Origin of the sequence: Nonomuraea sp. LPB2021202275-12-8, assembly GCF_037044575.1 — a bacterium.
GTDB lineage: Bacteria > Actinomycetota > Actinomycetes > Streptosporangiales > Streptosporangiaceae > Nonomuraea.
The window spans coordinates 25,003-40,601 of the sequence record NZ_JBAHWD010000018.1; the positions used below are offsets into that span (position 1 = coordinate 25,003).

Annotated in this window: 13 protein-coding genes; 5 read left to right on the forward strand and 8 right to left on the reverse strand. The window is 71.5% G+C overall.

The window, feature by feature from the left end; all coding sequences use genetic code 11:
• Positions 1–96 precede the first annotated feature (96 nt).
• The 4 genes from infB to rimP form a co-directional block, all read right to left on the reverse strand.
• Positions 97–3,249 carry a translation initiation factor IF-2 gene (gene infB / locus V5E28_RS28615; RefSeq protein WP_336211195.1) on the reverse strand — a complete coding sequence of 1,051 codons (3,153 nt, stop codon included), beginning with the start codon at positions 3,247–3,249 and terminating at the stop codon, positions 97–99.
• A 126-nt stretch (positions 3,250–3,375) separates the two neighbouring features.
• Complete coding sequence (locus V5E28_RS28620) at positions 3,376–3,675, reverse strand: YlxR family protein (protein ID WP_336211198.1); 300 nt, start codon at positions 3,673–3,675, stop codon at positions 3,376–3,378.
• On the reverse strand, positions 3,659–4,663 hold the full coding sequence (nusA, locus tag V5E28_RS28625) for a transcription termination factor NusA (RefSeq protein ID WP_336211200.1): 1,005 nt from the start codon (positions 4,661–4,663) through the stop codon (positions 3,659–3,661). The genes V5E28_RS28620 and nusA overlap by 17 nt, the downstream gene beginning before the upstream one ends.
• Before the next feature lie 11 nt (positions 4,664–4,674).
• Complete coding sequence (gene rimP / locus V5E28_RS28630) at positions 4,675–5,160, reverse strand: ribosome maturation factor RimP (protein ID WP_336211204.1); 486 nt, start codon at positions 5,158–5,160, stop codon at positions 4,675–4,677.
• Positions 5,161–5,424: 264 nt separating this feature from the next.
• Here rimP and V5E28_RS28635 point away from each other — a divergent pair, with 264 nt between their 5' ends.
• Positions 5,425–6,384 (forward strand): ferritin-like domain-containing protein, encoded by a 960-nt coding sequence (locus V5E28_RS28635; protein WP_336211206.1) that lies wholly within the window; start codon positions 5,425–5,427, stop codon positions 6,382–6,384.
• 33 nt (positions 6,385–6,417) lie between these two features.
• Here the strand turns inward: V5E28_RS28635 and V5E28_RS28640 are convergent, their stop codons facing one another.
• The 4 genes from V5E28_RS28640 to V5E28_RS28655 form a co-directional block, all read right to left on the reverse strand.
• Positions 6,418–7,209, reverse strand: a complete 792-nt coding sequence (locus tag V5E28_RS28640; RefSeq protein ID WP_336211209.1) for a class I SAM-dependent methyltransferase — start codon at positions 7,207–7,209, stop codon at positions 6,418–6,420.
• Between the two features lie 110 nt (positions 7,210–7,319).
• Positions 7,320–9,068, reverse strand: coding sequence for a proline--tRNA ligase (locus V5E28_RS28645; RefSeq protein ID WP_336211212.1), 1,749 nt, complete (start codon positions 9,066–9,068; stop codon positions 7,320–7,322).
• A gap of 70 nt (positions 9,069–9,138) precedes the next feature.
• Positions 9,139–9,810, reverse strand: a complete 672-nt coding sequence (locus tag V5E28_RS28650) for a hypothetical protein (RefSeq protein ID WP_336211215.1) — start codon at positions 9,808–9,810, stop codon at positions 9,139–9,141.
• A 109-nt stretch (positions 9,811–9,919) separates the two neighbouring features.
• Entirely contained in the window at positions 9,920–10,378 is a 459-nt protein-coding gene (locus tag V5E28_RS28655; RefSeq protein ID WP_336211218.1) for a hypothetical protein, read from the reverse strand.
• A gap of 94 nt (positions 10,379–10,472) precedes the next feature.
• On the opposite strand from V5E28_RS28655, the gene V5E28_RS28660 reads away from it, so the two are divergent.
• The 4 genes from V5E28_RS28660 to V5E28_RS28675 all read left to right on the forward strand — a co-directional run bounded on the left by V5E28_RS28660 (position 10,473) and on the right by V5E28_RS28675 (position 15,586).
• Entirely contained in the window at positions 10,473–11,540 is a 1,068-nt protein-coding gene (locus V5E28_RS28660; protein ID WP_336211221.1) for an LLM class flavin-dependent oxidoreductase, read from the forward strand.
• Positions 11,537–12,589, forward strand: coding sequence for a hypothetical protein (locus V5E28_RS28665; RefSeq protein WP_336211223.1), 1,053 nt, complete (start codon positions 11,537–11,539; stop codon positions 12,587–12,589). Before V5E28_RS28660 ends, V5E28_RS28665 begins: the two co-directional genes overlap by 4 nt.
• A gap of 36 nt (positions 12,590–12,625) precedes the next feature.
• Positions 12,626–14,182: an AMP-binding protein gene (locus V5E28_RS28670; protein ID WP_336211225.1), complete on the forward strand. Its 1,557-nt coding sequence runs from the start codon at positions 12,626–12,628 to the stop codon at positions 14,180–14,182.
• A 102-nt stretch (positions 14,183–14,284) separates the two neighbouring features.
• Positions 14,285–15,586: an FAD-dependent oxidoreductase gene (locus V5E28_RS28675; protein ID WP_336211228.1), complete on the forward strand. Its 1,302-nt coding sequence runs from the start codon at positions 14,285–14,287 to the stop codon at positions 15,584–15,586.
• The last annotated feature ends 13 nt before the right edge of the window (positions 15,587–15,599 follow it).

Genomic DNA, 15,599 nt, shown 5'->3' on the forward strand with positions numbered 1-15,599 from the left:
TGGTGTCGAAAGCACGCCGGTCCTGGTGCGGCGGCGACCAGGCCGAAGCGTGCGGAAGGCGCCCGGCGGATGCTCCGCCGGGCGCCCGGCCACGGGTCAGGCCCGCGGCTTCTCCCGCATCTCGAACGTCTCGATGACGTCGTCGATCCTGATGTCGCTGAAGCCGACACCGATACCGCACTCGAAGCCCTCGCGGACCTCGGTCGCGTCCTCCTTGAACCGGCGCAGCGACGAGACGGTCAGGTTGTCCGCCACGACGACGCCGTCGCGGATGATCCTGGCCTTGCTGTTGCGCACGATCACACCGGAGCGGACCAGCGAACCGGCGACGTTGCCGATCTTCGGCACCTTGAAGATCTCGCGGACCTCCGCCGTGCCCATCTGGACCTCTTCGAACTCGGGCTTGAGCATGCCCTTGAGCGCCGCTTCGATTTCCTCGATCGCCTGGTAGATGACCGAGTAGTAGCGGATGTCGACGCCTTCGCGCTCGGCCAGGTCGCGCGCCCGAGGCTCGGGGCGGACGTTGAAGCCGATGATGACCGCGTTGTCGTCGGCGACGGCGAGGTTGACGTCGTACTCGGTGATCGCACCGACGGCGCGGTGCAGGACACGGAGCCTGACCTCGTCGCCGACGTCGATCTTGAGCAGCGCGTCTTCCAGCGCCTCCACCGAACCGGACACGTCGCCCTTGATGATGAGCTTGAGCTCGTCGACGCGACCCTTCTCGAGGTTGCTGAACAGCTCCTCGAGGGTGAGACGACGGCTCGACTTCGCCATGTCGGCGCTGCGCTTGCGCGCCGCGCGCTGCTGGGCGATCTGGCGGGCCATCCGGTCGTCGGTGACAACGATGAAGTTGTCGCCGGCGCCCGGCACGGCCGTCAGGCCCATCACCAGGACCGGACGGGACGGCGTGGCCTCTTCGACCGCGTCGCCGTTGTCGTCGAGCATCGCCCGGACGCGGCCGAAGGCCTCGCCACAGACGATGGAGTCGCCGACGCGGAGCGTGCCGCGCTGGACGAGGACGGTCGCGACAGGGCCGCGGCCCTTGTCGAGGTGCGCCTCGATCGCGATGCCCTGCGCGTCCATCGTCGGGTTGGCCCGCAGGTCCAGCTCGGCGTCGGCGGTCAGGATGATCGCCTCGAGCAGGTTCTCGATGCCGGTGCCGTTCTTGGCCGAGATGTCGACGAACAGCGTCGAGCCACCGAACTCCTCGGCCACCAGGCCGTACTCGGTGAGCTGGGCCCTGACCTTGTTGGGGTCGGCGCCCTCCTTGTCGACCTTGTTGACCGCGACCACGACCGGCACGTCGGCCGCCTGGGCGTGGTTGAGAGCCTCGATCGTCTGAGGCTTCACGCCGTCGTCGGCCGCGACCACCAGCACCGCGATGTCGGTCGCCTTGGCGCCACGGGCACGCATGGCGGTGAACGCCTCGTGACCCGGGGTGTCGATGAAGGTGACCTTGCGCTCTTCGCCCTCGTGCTCGGTGGCGACCTGGTAAGCGCCGATGTGCTGGGTGATGCCACCGGCCTCGCGCGCCGCCACGTTGGTCTTGCGGATGGCGTCGAGCAGCTTGGTCTTACCGTGGTCGACGTGACCCATGACGGTCACGACCGGCGGACGCGCGGCCAGGTCGGCCTCGTCGCCCTCGTCCTCGCCGAACTCGATGTCGAAGGCCTCGAGAAGCTCGCGGTCCTCCTCCTCCGGGCTGACGACCTGGATGTTGTAGTCCAGCTCGGCGCCGAGCAGCTGCAGCGTCTCCTCGTTGACCGACTGCGTGGCGGTCACCATCTCGCCGAGGTGCAGCATGATCTGCACCAGCGCCGCGGGGTTCGCGCCGATCCTGTCGGCGAAGTCCGCCAGCGAGGCTCCGCGCGGCAGGCGGATCGTCGCGCCGTTACCGCGCGAGACCTGCACGCCGCCGATCGCCGGTGCCGACATGTTGTCGAACTCCTGGCGCCTCTGGCGCTTGGACTTGCGGCCACGCGCGGGACGGCCACCGGGACGCCCAAAGGCTCCCGCCGTGCCACCGCCACGACCGCGGCCACCGCCGCCGGGACGGCCGGCGAAACCGCCGCCGCCACCCGGACCACCGGTGCCCGTGCGCTGGCCGGTGCCGCCACCCGGACGACCGGCGAAACCGCCGCCACCACCGGGACGACCGCCACCGCCACCGCCACCGGGACGACCGCCACCGCCACCGCCACCGGGACGACCGCCACCGCCGCCACCACCGGGACGGCCTCCGCCGCCTCCGCCGGGGCCGGCAGGACGGCCCTGCGGCATCATCATCGGGTTGGGACGCGGACCACCGGGACGCGGACCACCCGCACCCGGTCCGGGACGCGGACCGGCCGCACCGGGCGGACCCGGACGCGGACCCGCGGCGCCCGGCCTGGCGTCGCCGCCACGGCTCTGCGGCGGACGCGGCATCGCGCCGTCACGAGGCGGGCCGTCACGGCGCTCGCGCGGGCCGGCTGCGCCGCCCTCGCGGTTGCCTCCGGGACGCGGCGGCCGGGACTGGCCCATGCCGCTGGCGTTGGAAGAGAACGGGTTGTTACCAGGACGCGGGCCGCGCGGACCCGGCTTGGGGCCGGGACCCGGACGGGGACCGCCGCCACCGGCGGGAGCGCCGGGACGAGGTGCCTGGCTGGGACCGCCACCGGAAGGCGTGCCCTGACGGGGCGCCGCCGGGCCGGGCTTGGGACCCGGACGGGCCGCCGGACCGGGACGCGGGCCGGAAGCCGGGCGCGTGCCGCTCTCGAAGCGGGCCTGCGGGGCTCCGGACGTCTCGCCGCGAGCGGCCTCAGGCTGTGCCTGCGGCTGCTGTGCCTGCGGCTGCTGTGCCTGCGGCTGCTGCGCCGGAGGCTGTGCCTGCGGCTGCGGCGCGGGCGCCGCGGGACGCGACGGGCCGGCCGCGGGACTCGGACTCGGACTCGGACGCGGACCGGGCTTGGGACCCGGACGCGGAACGGATGAGGTCGGCGTCTCCTGGACACCGTTACCGGCCTGGCTGTCCGCCGGCCGGGGAGCAGCCTTCGGCGGCTGCGGCTTGTGGGACGACGAACCGCCGCCCCTGGAGGGCCCACCCTTGGATGCGCCCAGAGCTTCGGTGAGCCTGCGGACGACCGGCGCTTCGATGGTCGAGGACGCCGAACGGACGAACTCCCCCATCTCTTGGAGCTTGGCCATGACGACCTTGCTCTCAACGCCGAACTCCTTAGCGAGCTCGTATACCCGGACCTTCGCCACTGCACTCCCTTACTTGGCCCGGGAGGCTGGCTGTGCCGTCCGGACCGTCGTTACGTTGACGTCTTCATCGCCGCGTGCTCATCAGGCGCTCATAGCAATCTGACTCCGCCCCATCAACTCGGCGTCCTACATGACATTTCGTGGTTCTCCTTCTAGGTGCGCTCGCACCCGCGAGACGTCAAGCGGTCCCGGCACGCGGAAAGCGCGCAGAAACGCTCGGCGACGCTCGGCAAGCTCCAGACAGCCTACGGTCGGATGCAGCGATGCACCCCGGCCAGGAAGCCGTCCTTGCAGGTCAGGGACCACCTGGTCCTCGACCCGCACCAACCGGAGCAGCTCGGACTTAGCCGTGCGGCCCCTGCAGCCCACACAGGTGCGCTGTGGGGCCGCGTGGCAACCATATTCCAGCTTACCGTGTCGACGCATCTACGGAACCGGCGGCATCCTCGGCCTGTGTGTCCGGACGGATGTCGATGCGCCAGCCCGTCAGCCGCGCGGCAAGCCGGGCGTTCTGCCCCTCCTTGCCGATGGCCAGCGAAAGCTGGTAGTCGGGCACGATCACCCGCGCCACCCGGCCATCGAGATCGAGGACCTCAACGTGAGAAACACGTGCGGGCGACAGGGCATTCCCCACGAACTCGCCCGGGTCCTCCGACCAGTCGATGATGTCGATCTTCTCGCCGTGCAGCTCGGTCATCACGTTGCGCACCCGCGAGCCCATCGGGCCGATGCAGGCGCCCTTGGCGTTGACGCCCGGCCTGCGCGACCGGACCGCGATCTTGGTGCGGTGACCGGCCTCGCGGGCCACCGCGGCGATCTCCACGGTGCCGTCGGCGATCTCCGGCACCTCCAGCGCGAACAGCTTCTTCACCAGGCCGGGGTGCGTGCGCGACAGCGTGACCGAAGGGCCCTTGTGGCCCTTCTTCACCTGCACCACGTAGGCGCGGATGCGCTCGCCGTGCACATAGTCCTCGCCGGGCACCTGCTCGTGGGCCGGCAGGACGGCCTCGATCTTGCCGAGGTCGACCAGCACCACCCGCGGATCCTTGCCCTGCTGGATGACTCCGGAGACCAGCTCGCCCTCGCGGCTGGCGAACTCGCCGAAGTTGATCTCGTCTTCGGCGTCGCGCAGCTGCTGCAGGATGACCTGCTTGGCAGTGGTGGCGGCGATCCTGCTGAAGTTTCCAGGCGTGTCGTCGTACTCTCTGACGATCTCGCCGTCCTCGTCGAGCTCGGCCGCCCAGATGGTCACGTGCCCGCTGGTCTTGTCGAGCTCGGCGCGCGCCTTGGCCCCGGCGCCGTCCGTGCGGAAGTAGGCGATCAGCAGCGCGTCTTCGATGGCCTTGACGACCAGGTCGAAGGAGATGTCCTTCTCCCGCTCCAGGCTGCGCAGGACGCTCATGTCGATGTCCACGAGGCTTCCCCTTAGCCTTCGTCGCCGTCGACGTCGTCGAAACGGCGGAACTCCACCTGCACCCGTCCGCGGGTCAGGTCCTGATAGTCGAGCCGTCGTCCGGCTCCTTCGACGTCGAGGTCGACGCCGCCTTCGTCGGCGGCGAGCACCCGGCCCTCGATCACCGTGCCGTCACGCAGCTCTGCCTTCACCAGCCGCTTGGCCGCCCGCCTCCAGTGGCGGGGCTCGGTCAGCGGCCGGTCGACGCCCGGCGAGGACACCTCGAGTGTGTAGGCCGAGTGGCCCATCGCGTCGTCCTCGTCGAGGGCCGCCGAGACGGCCTGGCTCACGTCGGCCACGTCGTCGAGGCTCACGCCGCCGTCACGGTCGACGATCACGCGCAGCAACCGCCTCTTGCCGGCCTGGGTGACGGTGACGTCCTCCAGATCGAGGCCCTCCGCGCTGACCACAGGCTCAAGGAGCTTCATCAGGTGGTCGCGGGGTGATGCGCTGCCCATATCGACCTCCCCTATTGTCATGTCTCAGCCGGGCGGACCTCGCCTCTGGCTCTCCGCCGCATGGCCGTACGGCCAGCGACGACAGTTGACACCCTATCTGTAGGAAGGCACGCAGAGAGCGTCACTCGGCGCGGCCGGATGGCGAGCCTCGCCCCCGCGGGCGACGAGCGCCACCTCACAGCCGGCAGGCCGCGCCTGACGGCGAGTGCGGGCACGAGCCCTTACGATGCTATCTGCGGTCCGTGACACTGGAGGTCCCTGCTCGTGCGCCAGCCTCACCTCTCCCGGCGAGCCGTGCTGGCGGGCGGAGCGGTCGTCGTGGCGCTCGCGGGATGCAGCAGCCCGGCCGTCCAGCCGCCGCCACCGGCACAGGACTCTCCCGAGCTGGTGCTCGCCCGCAGGCTGATCGCGGAGAAAGAGCAGACGATCGCCCTCTACAGCACGATGATCGCCAAGGGTGGCGACAGGCTCGTCCCGTTCAGGGCCCGGCACGAGGCGCACCTCGCGGAGCTGCGCAGGCGTTTCCCCAAGGCCACCCCCTCCGCCGCGCAGTCGGCCACACAGTCCGCGACGGCCTCCCCCACCGCGGCGCCGAAGGTGTCGCTGTCCCGGCTGCGCAGCCTCGAACGCAGGGCGGCGGCGCAGCGCCCGCGCCAGCTCTCCGGCGTCTCACCGCAGCTGGCCCAGCTCATCGCCAGCATCGGCGCCTGCGAGGCGCTGCACTCCCTGACGCCGGTCAAGGCGCCGGAGCCGGGCGGCGACGGCATCGACGCGGGCGATGTGGACAAGCTGCGCAAGGCACTGGCCGCCGAGCACGCCGCGGTCTTCGCCTACGGCCTGATCGGCGCGCGCACCACCGGGCCGCTGAGGGCCCGGATCACCGGGGCGTTCGACGCCCACCGCGACCGCAGGGACGAGCTGCGCGAGCTGATCACGGCGCGTGGCGGCAAGCCGTCGGAGCCGGAGCCCTCCTACGCGCTGCCGTTCGTGCCGTCGACCGCGCAGGCGGCCTCCCGGCTGGCGGCGCACGTGGAGAGCGGCATCACGGCCGCCTATCTGGAGCTGGTGGCCGCGGCCGGCGCCGAGCTGCGCGAGTATGCGGCGGTGGCCATGCAGGAGGCCGCGACCCGCTCCTACTCCTTCCGCCCTGCCATCACCACGGCCTTCCCCGGCATGCCCGCGCCCGCCACCCCGAAGCCCGCGACCCCGACTCCAGGCGGCTGACGCGCGCCCGGGATCGGCACGTGATCGGGACCGTCAACGGCGGCGGCAGATCATGAACTCTGTCGTGGGGCTCTCGCGCAGCATCCGCACCAGGCGCCGCTCGACGGGATAGAGCAGGGCCCCGGCCAGCCAGCCGGTCACCTCGGTCAGGGTCACCGCGCGCAGGAACCCGCCCCACAGCTTGCGCCACGCAGGGCTGGCGTCCACCTGGGCGTTCATCAGCACCAGCATGGGGACGCGGCGGACCACGTCGAACCCGGCCTCGTCGAGGGCCGCGGTGATCCACGGCAGGGTGTGGTTGACCTGGTAGTCGGAGCGCTGCTCGGGCCGTTGCAGGAAGTTCTCCGACAGCACGAACGCGCCTCCGGGCTTGACTGCCTCGCCGATGGAGCGCAGGGCCGCCTTGTAGCGGTCGTCGTCGGTGATGTGGAAGAGCATGTCCATCGCCGAGACGGCGTCGAACGAGGCGGGCTCGAGCGAGTCGCCGGGCTCGGCGATGTCGAGCTGGAGGAAGGAGGCGCTCGGGAAGCGCGAGCGCAGCCGCTCCACCGCCGCCTGGGTGAGGTCGCTGCCGGTGACGGACTGCGCGCCGAGCTCCCGCCACAGCCGGACGTAGAAGCCGGTGCCCGAGCCGATGTCGAGCACCCGCGCCTTCGGCAGGTCCAGCCCGATGGTGGCGGCCTCACGGCGGAAGCCCTCGGCGCGCACCCGGTACATCCAGATGTTGAACGCCCGGCCGAGGGCCTTGTATCCGACGCCGCTCTCGGTCCAGTCGGACTCCAGGCGGCGCTCCCAGAAGTCTTTCAGTTCGACGTGTGGCTTCATCGCACCGAGGTTTACAGTCCCTCACCGCCCCGTCAAACCGGCCGCCCCGCTCGTGCCTCCATGTACGTGGATCGGCCCCGCGTGGTGAGCGCGGGGCCGTACGCGCGAAGTCAGGAGGCGGCGCAGGCGGCGGCGACGCGGTCGGCGGCCTCGGCCAGCGGGATCTCGCTCCGCTCGCCCGACACCCGGTCGCGCAGCTCCACCACGCCCTGGCTCAGCCCGCGGCCGACCACGACGATGGTGGGCAGGCCGAGCAGCTCGGCGTCCTTGAACTTGACGCCGGGCGAGACCTGCGGCCGGTCGTCCACCAGGACGCGCAGCCCGCGCGACTCCAGCTCGACGGCCAGTTCCAGGGCCGCCTCGACCTGGCGCTCCTTGCCGGTGCCCACGATGTGCACGTCGGCGGGGGCGACCTCGCGCGGCCACACCAGGCCGAGGGAGTCGTGGGCCTGCTCGGCGATGACGGCAACGGCGCGCGAGACGCCGATGCCGTAGGAGCCCATGGTGATGCGGATCGGCTTGCCGTCGGGGCCGAGCGCGTCGAGCCCTGCCGCGTCGGCGTACTTGCGGCCGAGCTGGAAGATGTGTCCGATCTCGATGCCGCGGTCGATGGACAGCGTCGAGCCGCAGCGGGGGCAGGGGTCGCCGGCGCGCACCTCGGCGGCCTCAATCGTGCCGTCGGGTACGAAGTCGCGGCCCGCGACCACGTCCGCGGCGTGCTTGCCGGGCTGGTTGGCGCCCGTCACCCAGGAGGTGCCGGCGACCACGCGGGGGTCGACGAGGTAGCGGATGCCGAGGTCGCGCAGGACCTGAGGGCCGATGTAGCCGCGCACCAGACCGGGGTGCTTGGCGAAGTCCTCGGCCTCGAAGATGGCGGGCTCGCCGGGGGCCAGGGCCGCCTCCAGGCGCTTGAAGTCGACCTCGCGGTCGCCGGGCACGCCGATGACCAGGGTCTCGACCTTGCCGCTGCCGGGGGTGGTGACCTTGACGACGACGTTCTTCAAGGTGTCGGCGGCGGTGACGGACAGGCCGTGGTGCTCGTTGACGTACGACACCAGCGACTCGATCGTCGGGGTCCCGGGGGTGTCGAGGACCCGCTGCTCCGCCAGGCCGTCGAGCTCGCGGGCGGCCGGGGCGGTGGTGGTGACGGCCTCGGCGTTGGCGGCGTAGCCGCAGGAGTGGCAGGACACGAACGTGTCCTCGCCGGTGGGCGTGGGGGCCAGGAACTCCTCCGAGGCCGAACCGCCCATCGCTCCGGACGTGGCGAACACGATCTTGTAGCTGATGCCCAGCCGGTCGAACGTCCTGATGTAGGTCTCGCGGTGCGCCTCGTAGGAGCGCTTGAGGCCGTCGTCGTCGAGGTCGAAGGAGTAGGAGTCCTTCATGAGGAACTCGCGGCCGCGCAGGATGCCCGCCCGGGGCCGCGCCTCGTCGCGATACTTGTTCTGGATCTGGTAGAGCGTGACCGGATAGTCCTTGTAGGAGGAGTATTCGCCCTTGACCATGTCGGTGAAGAGCTCCTCGTGGGTGGGGCCGAGCAGGTAGTCGGCTCCCTTGCGGTCACGCAGCCGGAACAGCGTGTCGCCGTACTCGGTCCAGCGGCCGGTGGCCTCGTAGTATTCGCGGGGCAGCAGGGCGGGGAAGAGCACTTCCTGGCCGCCCATCCGGTTCATCTCCTCGCGGACGACGCGGGTGACGTTCTCCAGCACCAGCTTGCCGAGGGGCAGCCACGAGTAGATGCCGGGCGCGACGCGGCGGACGTAGCCGGCGCGAACGAGGAGCTTGTGGCTCGGCACTTCCGCGTCTGCCGGGTCGTCCCGCAGGGTGCGAAGAAACAACGACGACATGCGCAGCAACACGGCTACTCCTTGCTCGGGCCTGATGTGAAGGACTACAGGCTATCGACTCGGAGCCACCCGCGGCGCGCGCTTAAACGGCGATGGTGATCCAGCCGCCCAGCGAGGCGGCCAGGCCGGCGGCGAACAGCCCTGCCAGCACCACGGCGCACGCCAGCGCCCTGACGCGGGCGCCGGTGCTCCTGCGCAGCGCGATCACCGTGACGACGGCGACCGCGCCGATCACCACGGCGGGCAGCGGCCAGAAGGAGCGCTCGTTGCCGATGAAGCCGGGTGTCGCCCGGTCCACGATGTCGGCGAGCACGGCGGCGCCGATGACGCCGGCCGCGTAGTCGCCCCAGCGGTCGCTCCTGCGGGTGACGTAGGCCAGCAGGCCGATGCCGACCAGCAGGGCGAGCATCCAGTTGAGTCCGGCGGCGCTGCCGCCGATGACGTCGAAGTCCGCCTTGCCGCGCAGCGCGCTGCCGCCCATGGCCGCGACCAGCGTGGACACCGCGGCGAGGAAGGTGGTCAGCAGCGCCCAGCCGAAGCCGGACGCGGTCGCCCCGACGGCCAGGGCGAGCGCCAGGTAGGCGTACGGGTCGTAGACGTGTCCGAACCATCCGGGGCCGAGGCCCGCGGTGAGCATGCCGAGGAGCCCGACGAGCAGGCCGCCCAGGAATGCCGCCAGCAAATGGCGTTCGATGCCTCGCTGCCGCCGCTCGAACTCGGCGAAGTCCGCATAGGTGATCGCGCTTTTTTCCATGTCCATTTCCCGGCCATTTCTCCCTGCGAATCGTCAAGGGAGACACAACCAGATTATGCGGCCGTACAAAAAAGGCAAATTTCGGGCAACCGTTCGGAATCTACCTTCGCTAACCGCCGAGCAGTTCCTCCCACGGGTGGCGGGTGTTGGTGCGGCGGGTGGTGTCGAGCGCCTCGGCCAGGCGCCAGAAGTGCGGGCGGGACCGTGCTCGCGACCGGCCCATCGGGTCGATGGCGCGCAGCTCGAAGCGCACGCCCATGACGTCGAGCAGCGCGGAGAGGTCATCGCCCGGATCGGCGTCGGCGCTGCGCACGTGCTCGGCGAGCAGCGCCGCCACCTCGGAGGCGAAGGGGCCGTCGCGCCACTCGATGTGCCAGCTGTCGTCGGGGCCCGGCCACCAGGTCAGGTCGCGGCACGACTCGATGAACTCCGCCTTGGTCGCGAGCGCCGCCATCACGCGGCCGAACGCCTCGTAGCGTCGGGCATCGGCGAGCGGGAGGCCGCCGGCGCCCGCCGCGGTCCCCAGGTCCTTCGGCCGCCGTAGCGCGTGCTTTCGCCTCACGAGCATCCACTTTGATCGCGACGGCACCCTTCCCGCAAGTGGTGGCTACTGGTAGGCTCAACCAAGCGAGCGCTTGGTTCACAACTTCGGCGGAGGCGCGATGACGGCCCTACGGATCAGCCTGGGCTACGAGCTGGAGGTCCGCGGGCGCACCCGCGAGGTCGAGCAGCAGGCGTTCCAGAACGTGATCGACCAGGTCGTCCTGGGCGATCGGCTGGGCTTCGACACGGCCTGGTTCGTCGAGCACCACTTCACCAGGGGGTTCTCCCACTCCTCGGCGCCCGATCTGGTGCTGGCGGCCATCTCCCAGCGCACGGAGCGCATCCACCTGGGGCTCGGCGTGGTGCTGCTGCCGTTCCAGTCGCCCATCCGCACCGCCGAGCGGGTGGCCACGCTGGACGTGCTCAGCGGCGGGCGGGTGGAGTTCGGGACCGGGCGGGGCGCCTCGCCGCTGGAATACCAGGCGTTCCAGCGGCCCTTCGAGAAGTCGCGGCAGATCTGGGAGGACTGCCTGGAGGCGACGCTGGCCATCTGGCAGGCCGACGGGGAGCCGGTGAGCCGGTCGAACGAGTTCTTCGAGATCCCGGACGTGGCCGTCTACCCGCGTCCCGCGCAGCGGCCGCACCCGCCGGTCTGGGTGGCCTCCACCTCCCTGGAGGGCTACCTGGCGGCCGCCAGGCACGGCTACAACCTGCTCGGCATGACCATGCTCAAGGGCATCGACGACGTGGCCGAGGACATCTCCCGCTACCGGGAGGTCCTGGCCGACAGCGGTTTCGACCCGGCCACCAGGCGCGTGGCGCTGATGATCCCCTGGTTCGTCGCCCCGACCCGGGACGAGGCCACCGAGAGCGCCGCCGACGCGGTCCTGTGGTACATCCGCCGCCAGGTCAACCTCGTCACCCCGCCGGACTACTACGACGCCCGCCACGCCACCCACCGGGTGCTCGGCCAGCTCGCGGCCGGGATGCCGCCCGAGGAGGCGATGGCCACCCTGCGCGAGCACCTGATGGTCGTGGTGGACGACGTGGAGGGCTCGCGCAAGGCGCTGGCCCGCATCGCCGAGGCCGGGGCCACCGACCTGATCCTGCAGGCGCAGGTGGGTGGGCTGGCCCACGACCGGGTGTGCGCCTCGATGGCCCTGTTCATGGACGAGGTGATGCGATGAAGGCCGCTCGATGGCTGACCCGCGACGATCTCGGCGCGGGCGCCGGATCCGCGACCGGGCTCCTGCTGGCCGCCCCGGACCTGTCCAGCGTCTTCCCGCTCACCCCCGCGGACCGTGAGATGACGGGTGAAGTGCTGCGAGCCGTGGGGGTCGGCGCGGCCGACCGGGTGGTGGTGGCGCTGGCCGAGCCCGCGGCCGCGCTCTGGACCTCGGCCGCCGCGGACGTGGCGGCCGCCGCCGCCTCGGTGGGGCCGCGGGGCAGGATGCGGCTGCACCATGCGCTGACCGCGCTGAAGGCGACCACGCTCGTCGCCACGCCGACCGGGGCCATGGACTTCCTGGCCAGGCTGCATCTGGAGTTCCTGCTCGACCCCCTGGACCTCGGGCTCCGGCACATCGTGCTCACCGGCGAGATCGCCGCCAAGCGGACGCTCGCCCACCTGGCGGGCGAGTTCGGGGCGACGGTGTCGGAGGCGTACTCCAGCCCGTTCAGCGGTGGCGCGCTGGCCTGGCGGGCAGCGGAGGAGGACCCCCTGACACCCGTCGCGGACGGCGTCCTGGGGCTTGCGGCGCTGAACAAGGACGAGCCGTACCGGGACGACGGGCCCGCCGAGCTGGTGATCATGCCCACCGGGCATCCCGCGTCCGGTGACGCCGTGCTGCGGACCGGGCAGGTGGCGCGCGACGGGAGCGGCGCTCTGCCCGCGCCGGGGCACACGGTGGGCGAGCACGTGCTGGTGAGGGGCGTATGGCTCTCGCTGCCGCGCCTGGAGAAGGCGCTGTCCAAGATCGACGGGGTGTCCGGGTGGGAGCTGGCGATCAGCCGGCAGGGGACGCTCGACTCGGCGGTGCTGACGGTGACCTTCGGCCGCCAGAGCCTGGTCGGGAACCCCATGTGGAATTCCAGGATCCGGGAAGGGCTGCGGGCGCTGACCCCGGTGACCATCGGCGTGGAGATCTCCCCCGAGGTCGCGGAGGCGGCGCGGCCGGGCGTGGTGAACGACCTTCGCGGCCACCACCTGGGCCGCGACCGGGCGCTGGTCACCTGAGGCTCGAAGGGCGTTGACGAGTTGACGATGGGATCGATGCCGGACTGGGGGACCCTCCCCCGCATGCTGCGTGACCAGGCCGCGCGCCACCCCGGCAGTACCGTGATCGTCGACGGGGACATCCGGACGAGCATGGCGGAGCTGCGCGCGGCGGCCGCGGACGCCGCGCGCGGGCTCGTCGCGCTCGGCGTGCGTCCGGGCGACCGGGTGGCCCTGTGGGGGGTGAACGATCCCTCCTGGGCGGTGCACGCCTTCGCGGTCTGGGACGCGGGCGCCGTGCTCGTGCCGCTCTCGCCGCGGTACAAGGGGATCGAGGCCGCCGCCCTGATCGAGAAGACCGGCGCGAGCGTCCTCATCAGCGGTGAGGGGCCGGACGGCACGCCGACGGCCGGTCTGCTGCCGCCGCTGCCCGTCCTGCGCCACGTGATCGCGCCCGGCCCGGAGGCCGGGCGGACCGCCGCCGAGCTGCGCGAGCGCGGCGCGGACGTCGAGCCGCGGGCCGTCGAGGAGCGGGCACTCGCCGTACGGCCCGGCGACCTGTGCGAGATCATGTCCACCTCCGGCACCACCGGCACGCCCAAGGGGGTGATGCTCGATCACGCGCAGGTCCTGCGCGGCTACTGGGACTGGTCGGAGATCGTCACGCTGGACGAGCACGACCGCTATCCGGTGATCGCGCCGTTCAGCCACGGGTTCGGGCTCAACGCCGGGCTGGTGGCCTGCGTGCTGCGGCGGGCCTCGATGATGCCCATCCGGGTGTTCGCGCCCGACGCGCTGATGTCGCTGATCTCCGCGGGCCGGGCGAGCATCCTGGCCGGGCCGCCCACGCTCTTCTACCGGCTGCTCGACGAGCTGGACCGGGGCGAGTGGGACGTGTCGTCGCTGCGCGTGGCCATCTGCGGCGCGGCCGCGGTGCCGCCCGCGCTGATCAACCGCCTGGTGGAGCGGGTCGGGCTGGAGCGCATGATCAACGCGTACGGTCTGATGGAGGGCACGGTCGTCTCCATGACCAGGGCCGGCGATCCGGTCGAGGTGATCGCGTCCACCACCGGCCGGCCGGTGCCGGGCATCGAGGTGCGGATCGTGGACGACCACGGCGAACAGGTGGCGACCGGGGAACGCGGGGAGATCCTTCAGCGCGGCTACGGGGTGATGCGCGGCTACTGGGGCGAGCCGGACAAGAGCGCCGAGGCCGTGGACGAGGACGGCTGGCTCCACACCGGCGACATCGGCGTCTTGGACAAGTCCGGAAATCTCGCGATAGTCGACCGGAAGAAAGACCTATATATCGTCAACGGCTTCAACGTCTCCCCCGCCGAGGTGGAATCACTCCTGTTACTCGAGGGCTCGCTCGCCCAGGCCGCCGTGGTCGGCGTGCCCGATCCGGTGTCCGGCGAGGCGGGCCTGGCCTACGTGGTGCCCAGACCCGGCGTCACGGCCGATCCCGAGGAGCTGCGCGCCTGGGCGCGGGCCAACATGTCCGGTTACAAGGTGCCCAAGCGGATCATCGTGGTGGACTTCCTGCCCACGAACGCCAACGGCAAGATCGACAAGCCCGCGCTGCGCGAGCGACCGGTACCACGACGTCCTTGAGAGCCCGGCTCTCCTGGAGGAGGATCAGTATCGAGCCGGGATACATCGATCACGCCGACCGGTTGTACCTGGTGCGCCGGTATGCCGGTATAGGGAGGCAACGTGACGTTGCGCGTGGCGGTCATCGGGTCGGGCCCCGCCGGGATCTACACGGCGGAAGCACTGGTGAAACAGTCGGCCGGGCCCGTCGAGGTGGACGTGCTGGAACGCCTGCCGACCCCGTACGGGCTGGTCAGATACGGGGTCGCGCCCGACCACACCTCTATCAAGTCCATCGCCAACTACCTGCGCAGGGTCCTGGAGCTGCCCGAGGTGCGCTTCCTCGGCGGCGTCACCCTGGGCGAGCACCTGTCGGTGGAGGACCTGCTGGCCCACTACGACGCCGTCGTCTACGCCACCGGCGCGATGGTCGACAGGAAGCTGGGCATCCCGGGCGAGGACCTGCCGGGCAGCGTGGCCGCCACCGACTTCGTCAACTGGTACTGCGGCCATCCGGACGTCGACCCGTCGAGGTTCACGCTGGACAGCCCCGAGGTCGCGGTGATCGGCGTCGGCAACGTGGCCGTCGACGTGGTCCGCGTCCTGGCCAAGACCGCCGAGGAGCTGAGCGCCACCGACGTGCCGCACGACGTGCTCGAACGCCTGGAGGAGAGCCAGGTCAAGGCCATCCACATGATCGGCCGGCGGGGCCCGGAGCACGCCAAGTTCACCCTCAAGGAGCTGCGCGAGCTCGGTGACCTGGCCAACGCCGACGTCTGCGTGCGCCAGGAGGAGGCCGTGGTGCTGGGCGGCGACTTCCCCCGGCAGATCCGCGGCAACATCGAGGTGCTGCGCTCCTGGGCGGACCGCGCGCCCGTCGGCCGCCCGCGCCGCCTGGACGTGCGCTTCTGGCTGCGCCCGGTGGAGATCCTGGGCGCCGACCGGGTGGAAGGGCTCAGACTCGAACGCACCCGGCTGTCGGAGGAGGGCCGGGTGGTGGGCACCGGCGAGTACGAGACGCTGCCCGTCGGCATGGTGCTGCGCTCGGTCGGCTATCAGAGCGTGCCGCTGCCGGGCGTGCCGTTCTCGGAGCGGACGATGACCGTGCCGAACGAGGCGGGCCGGGTGCGCGAGCGCGAATACGTGGCGGGCTGGCTCAAGCGCGGGCCCACGGGGGTGATCGGCACCAACAAGTCCGACGCCGCCGAGACGGTCCGCACGCTCCTGTCCGACCTGGCCGGCGCCGAGCGGCCACGGCCCGCGTCCATCGACTCGCTGCTGGCCGAGCGGGGCGTGCACCCCGTGACATACACCGAGTGGCAGGCCATCGAGGCGGCCGAGACCGAGCTCGCCAGGTCGCTGGGCCGCGGCGAGCGGGTCAAGCTGGTCGGGCTGGAAGCCATGCTGCGGGCCTGCAGGCCCTGATCCGCGAAGGGAA

Bases quoted from the DNA above. Each gene is read 5' to 3' on its own strand.
- V5E28_RS28620 (WP_336211198.1), bottom strand. From the start codon at position 3,675: ATGCGTCGACACGGTAAGCTGGAATATGGTTGCCACGCGGCCCCACAG.
- rimP (WP_336211204.1), bottom strand. From the start codon at position 5,160: ATGGGCAGCGCATCACCCCGCGACCACCTGATGAAGCTCCTTGAGCCT.
- V5E28_RS28640 (WP_336211209.1), bottom strand. From the start codon at position 7,209: ATGAAGCCACACGTCGAACTGAAAGACTTCTGGGAGCGCCGCCTGGAG.
- V5E28_RS28650 (WP_336211215.1), bottom strand. From the start codon at position 9,810: ATGGAAAAAAGCGCGATCACCTATGCGGACTTCGCCGAGTTCGAGCGG.
- V5E28_RS28655 (WP_336211218.1), bottom strand. From the start codon at position 10,378: ATGCTCGTGAGGCGAAAGCACGCGCTACGGCGGCCGAAGGACCTGGGG.
- V5E28_RS28660 (WP_336211221.1), top strand. From the start codon at position 10,473: ATGACGGCCCTACGGATCAGCCTGGGCTACGAGCTGGAGGTCCGCGGG.
- V5E28_RS28665 (WP_336211223.1), top strand. From the start codon at position 11,537: ATGAAGGCCGCTCGATGGCTGACCCGCGACGATCTCGGCGCGGGCGCC.
- V5E28_RS28670 (WP_336211225.1), top strand. From the start codon at position 12,626: ATGCCGGACTGGGGGACCCTCCCCCGCATGCTGCGTGACCAGGCCGCG.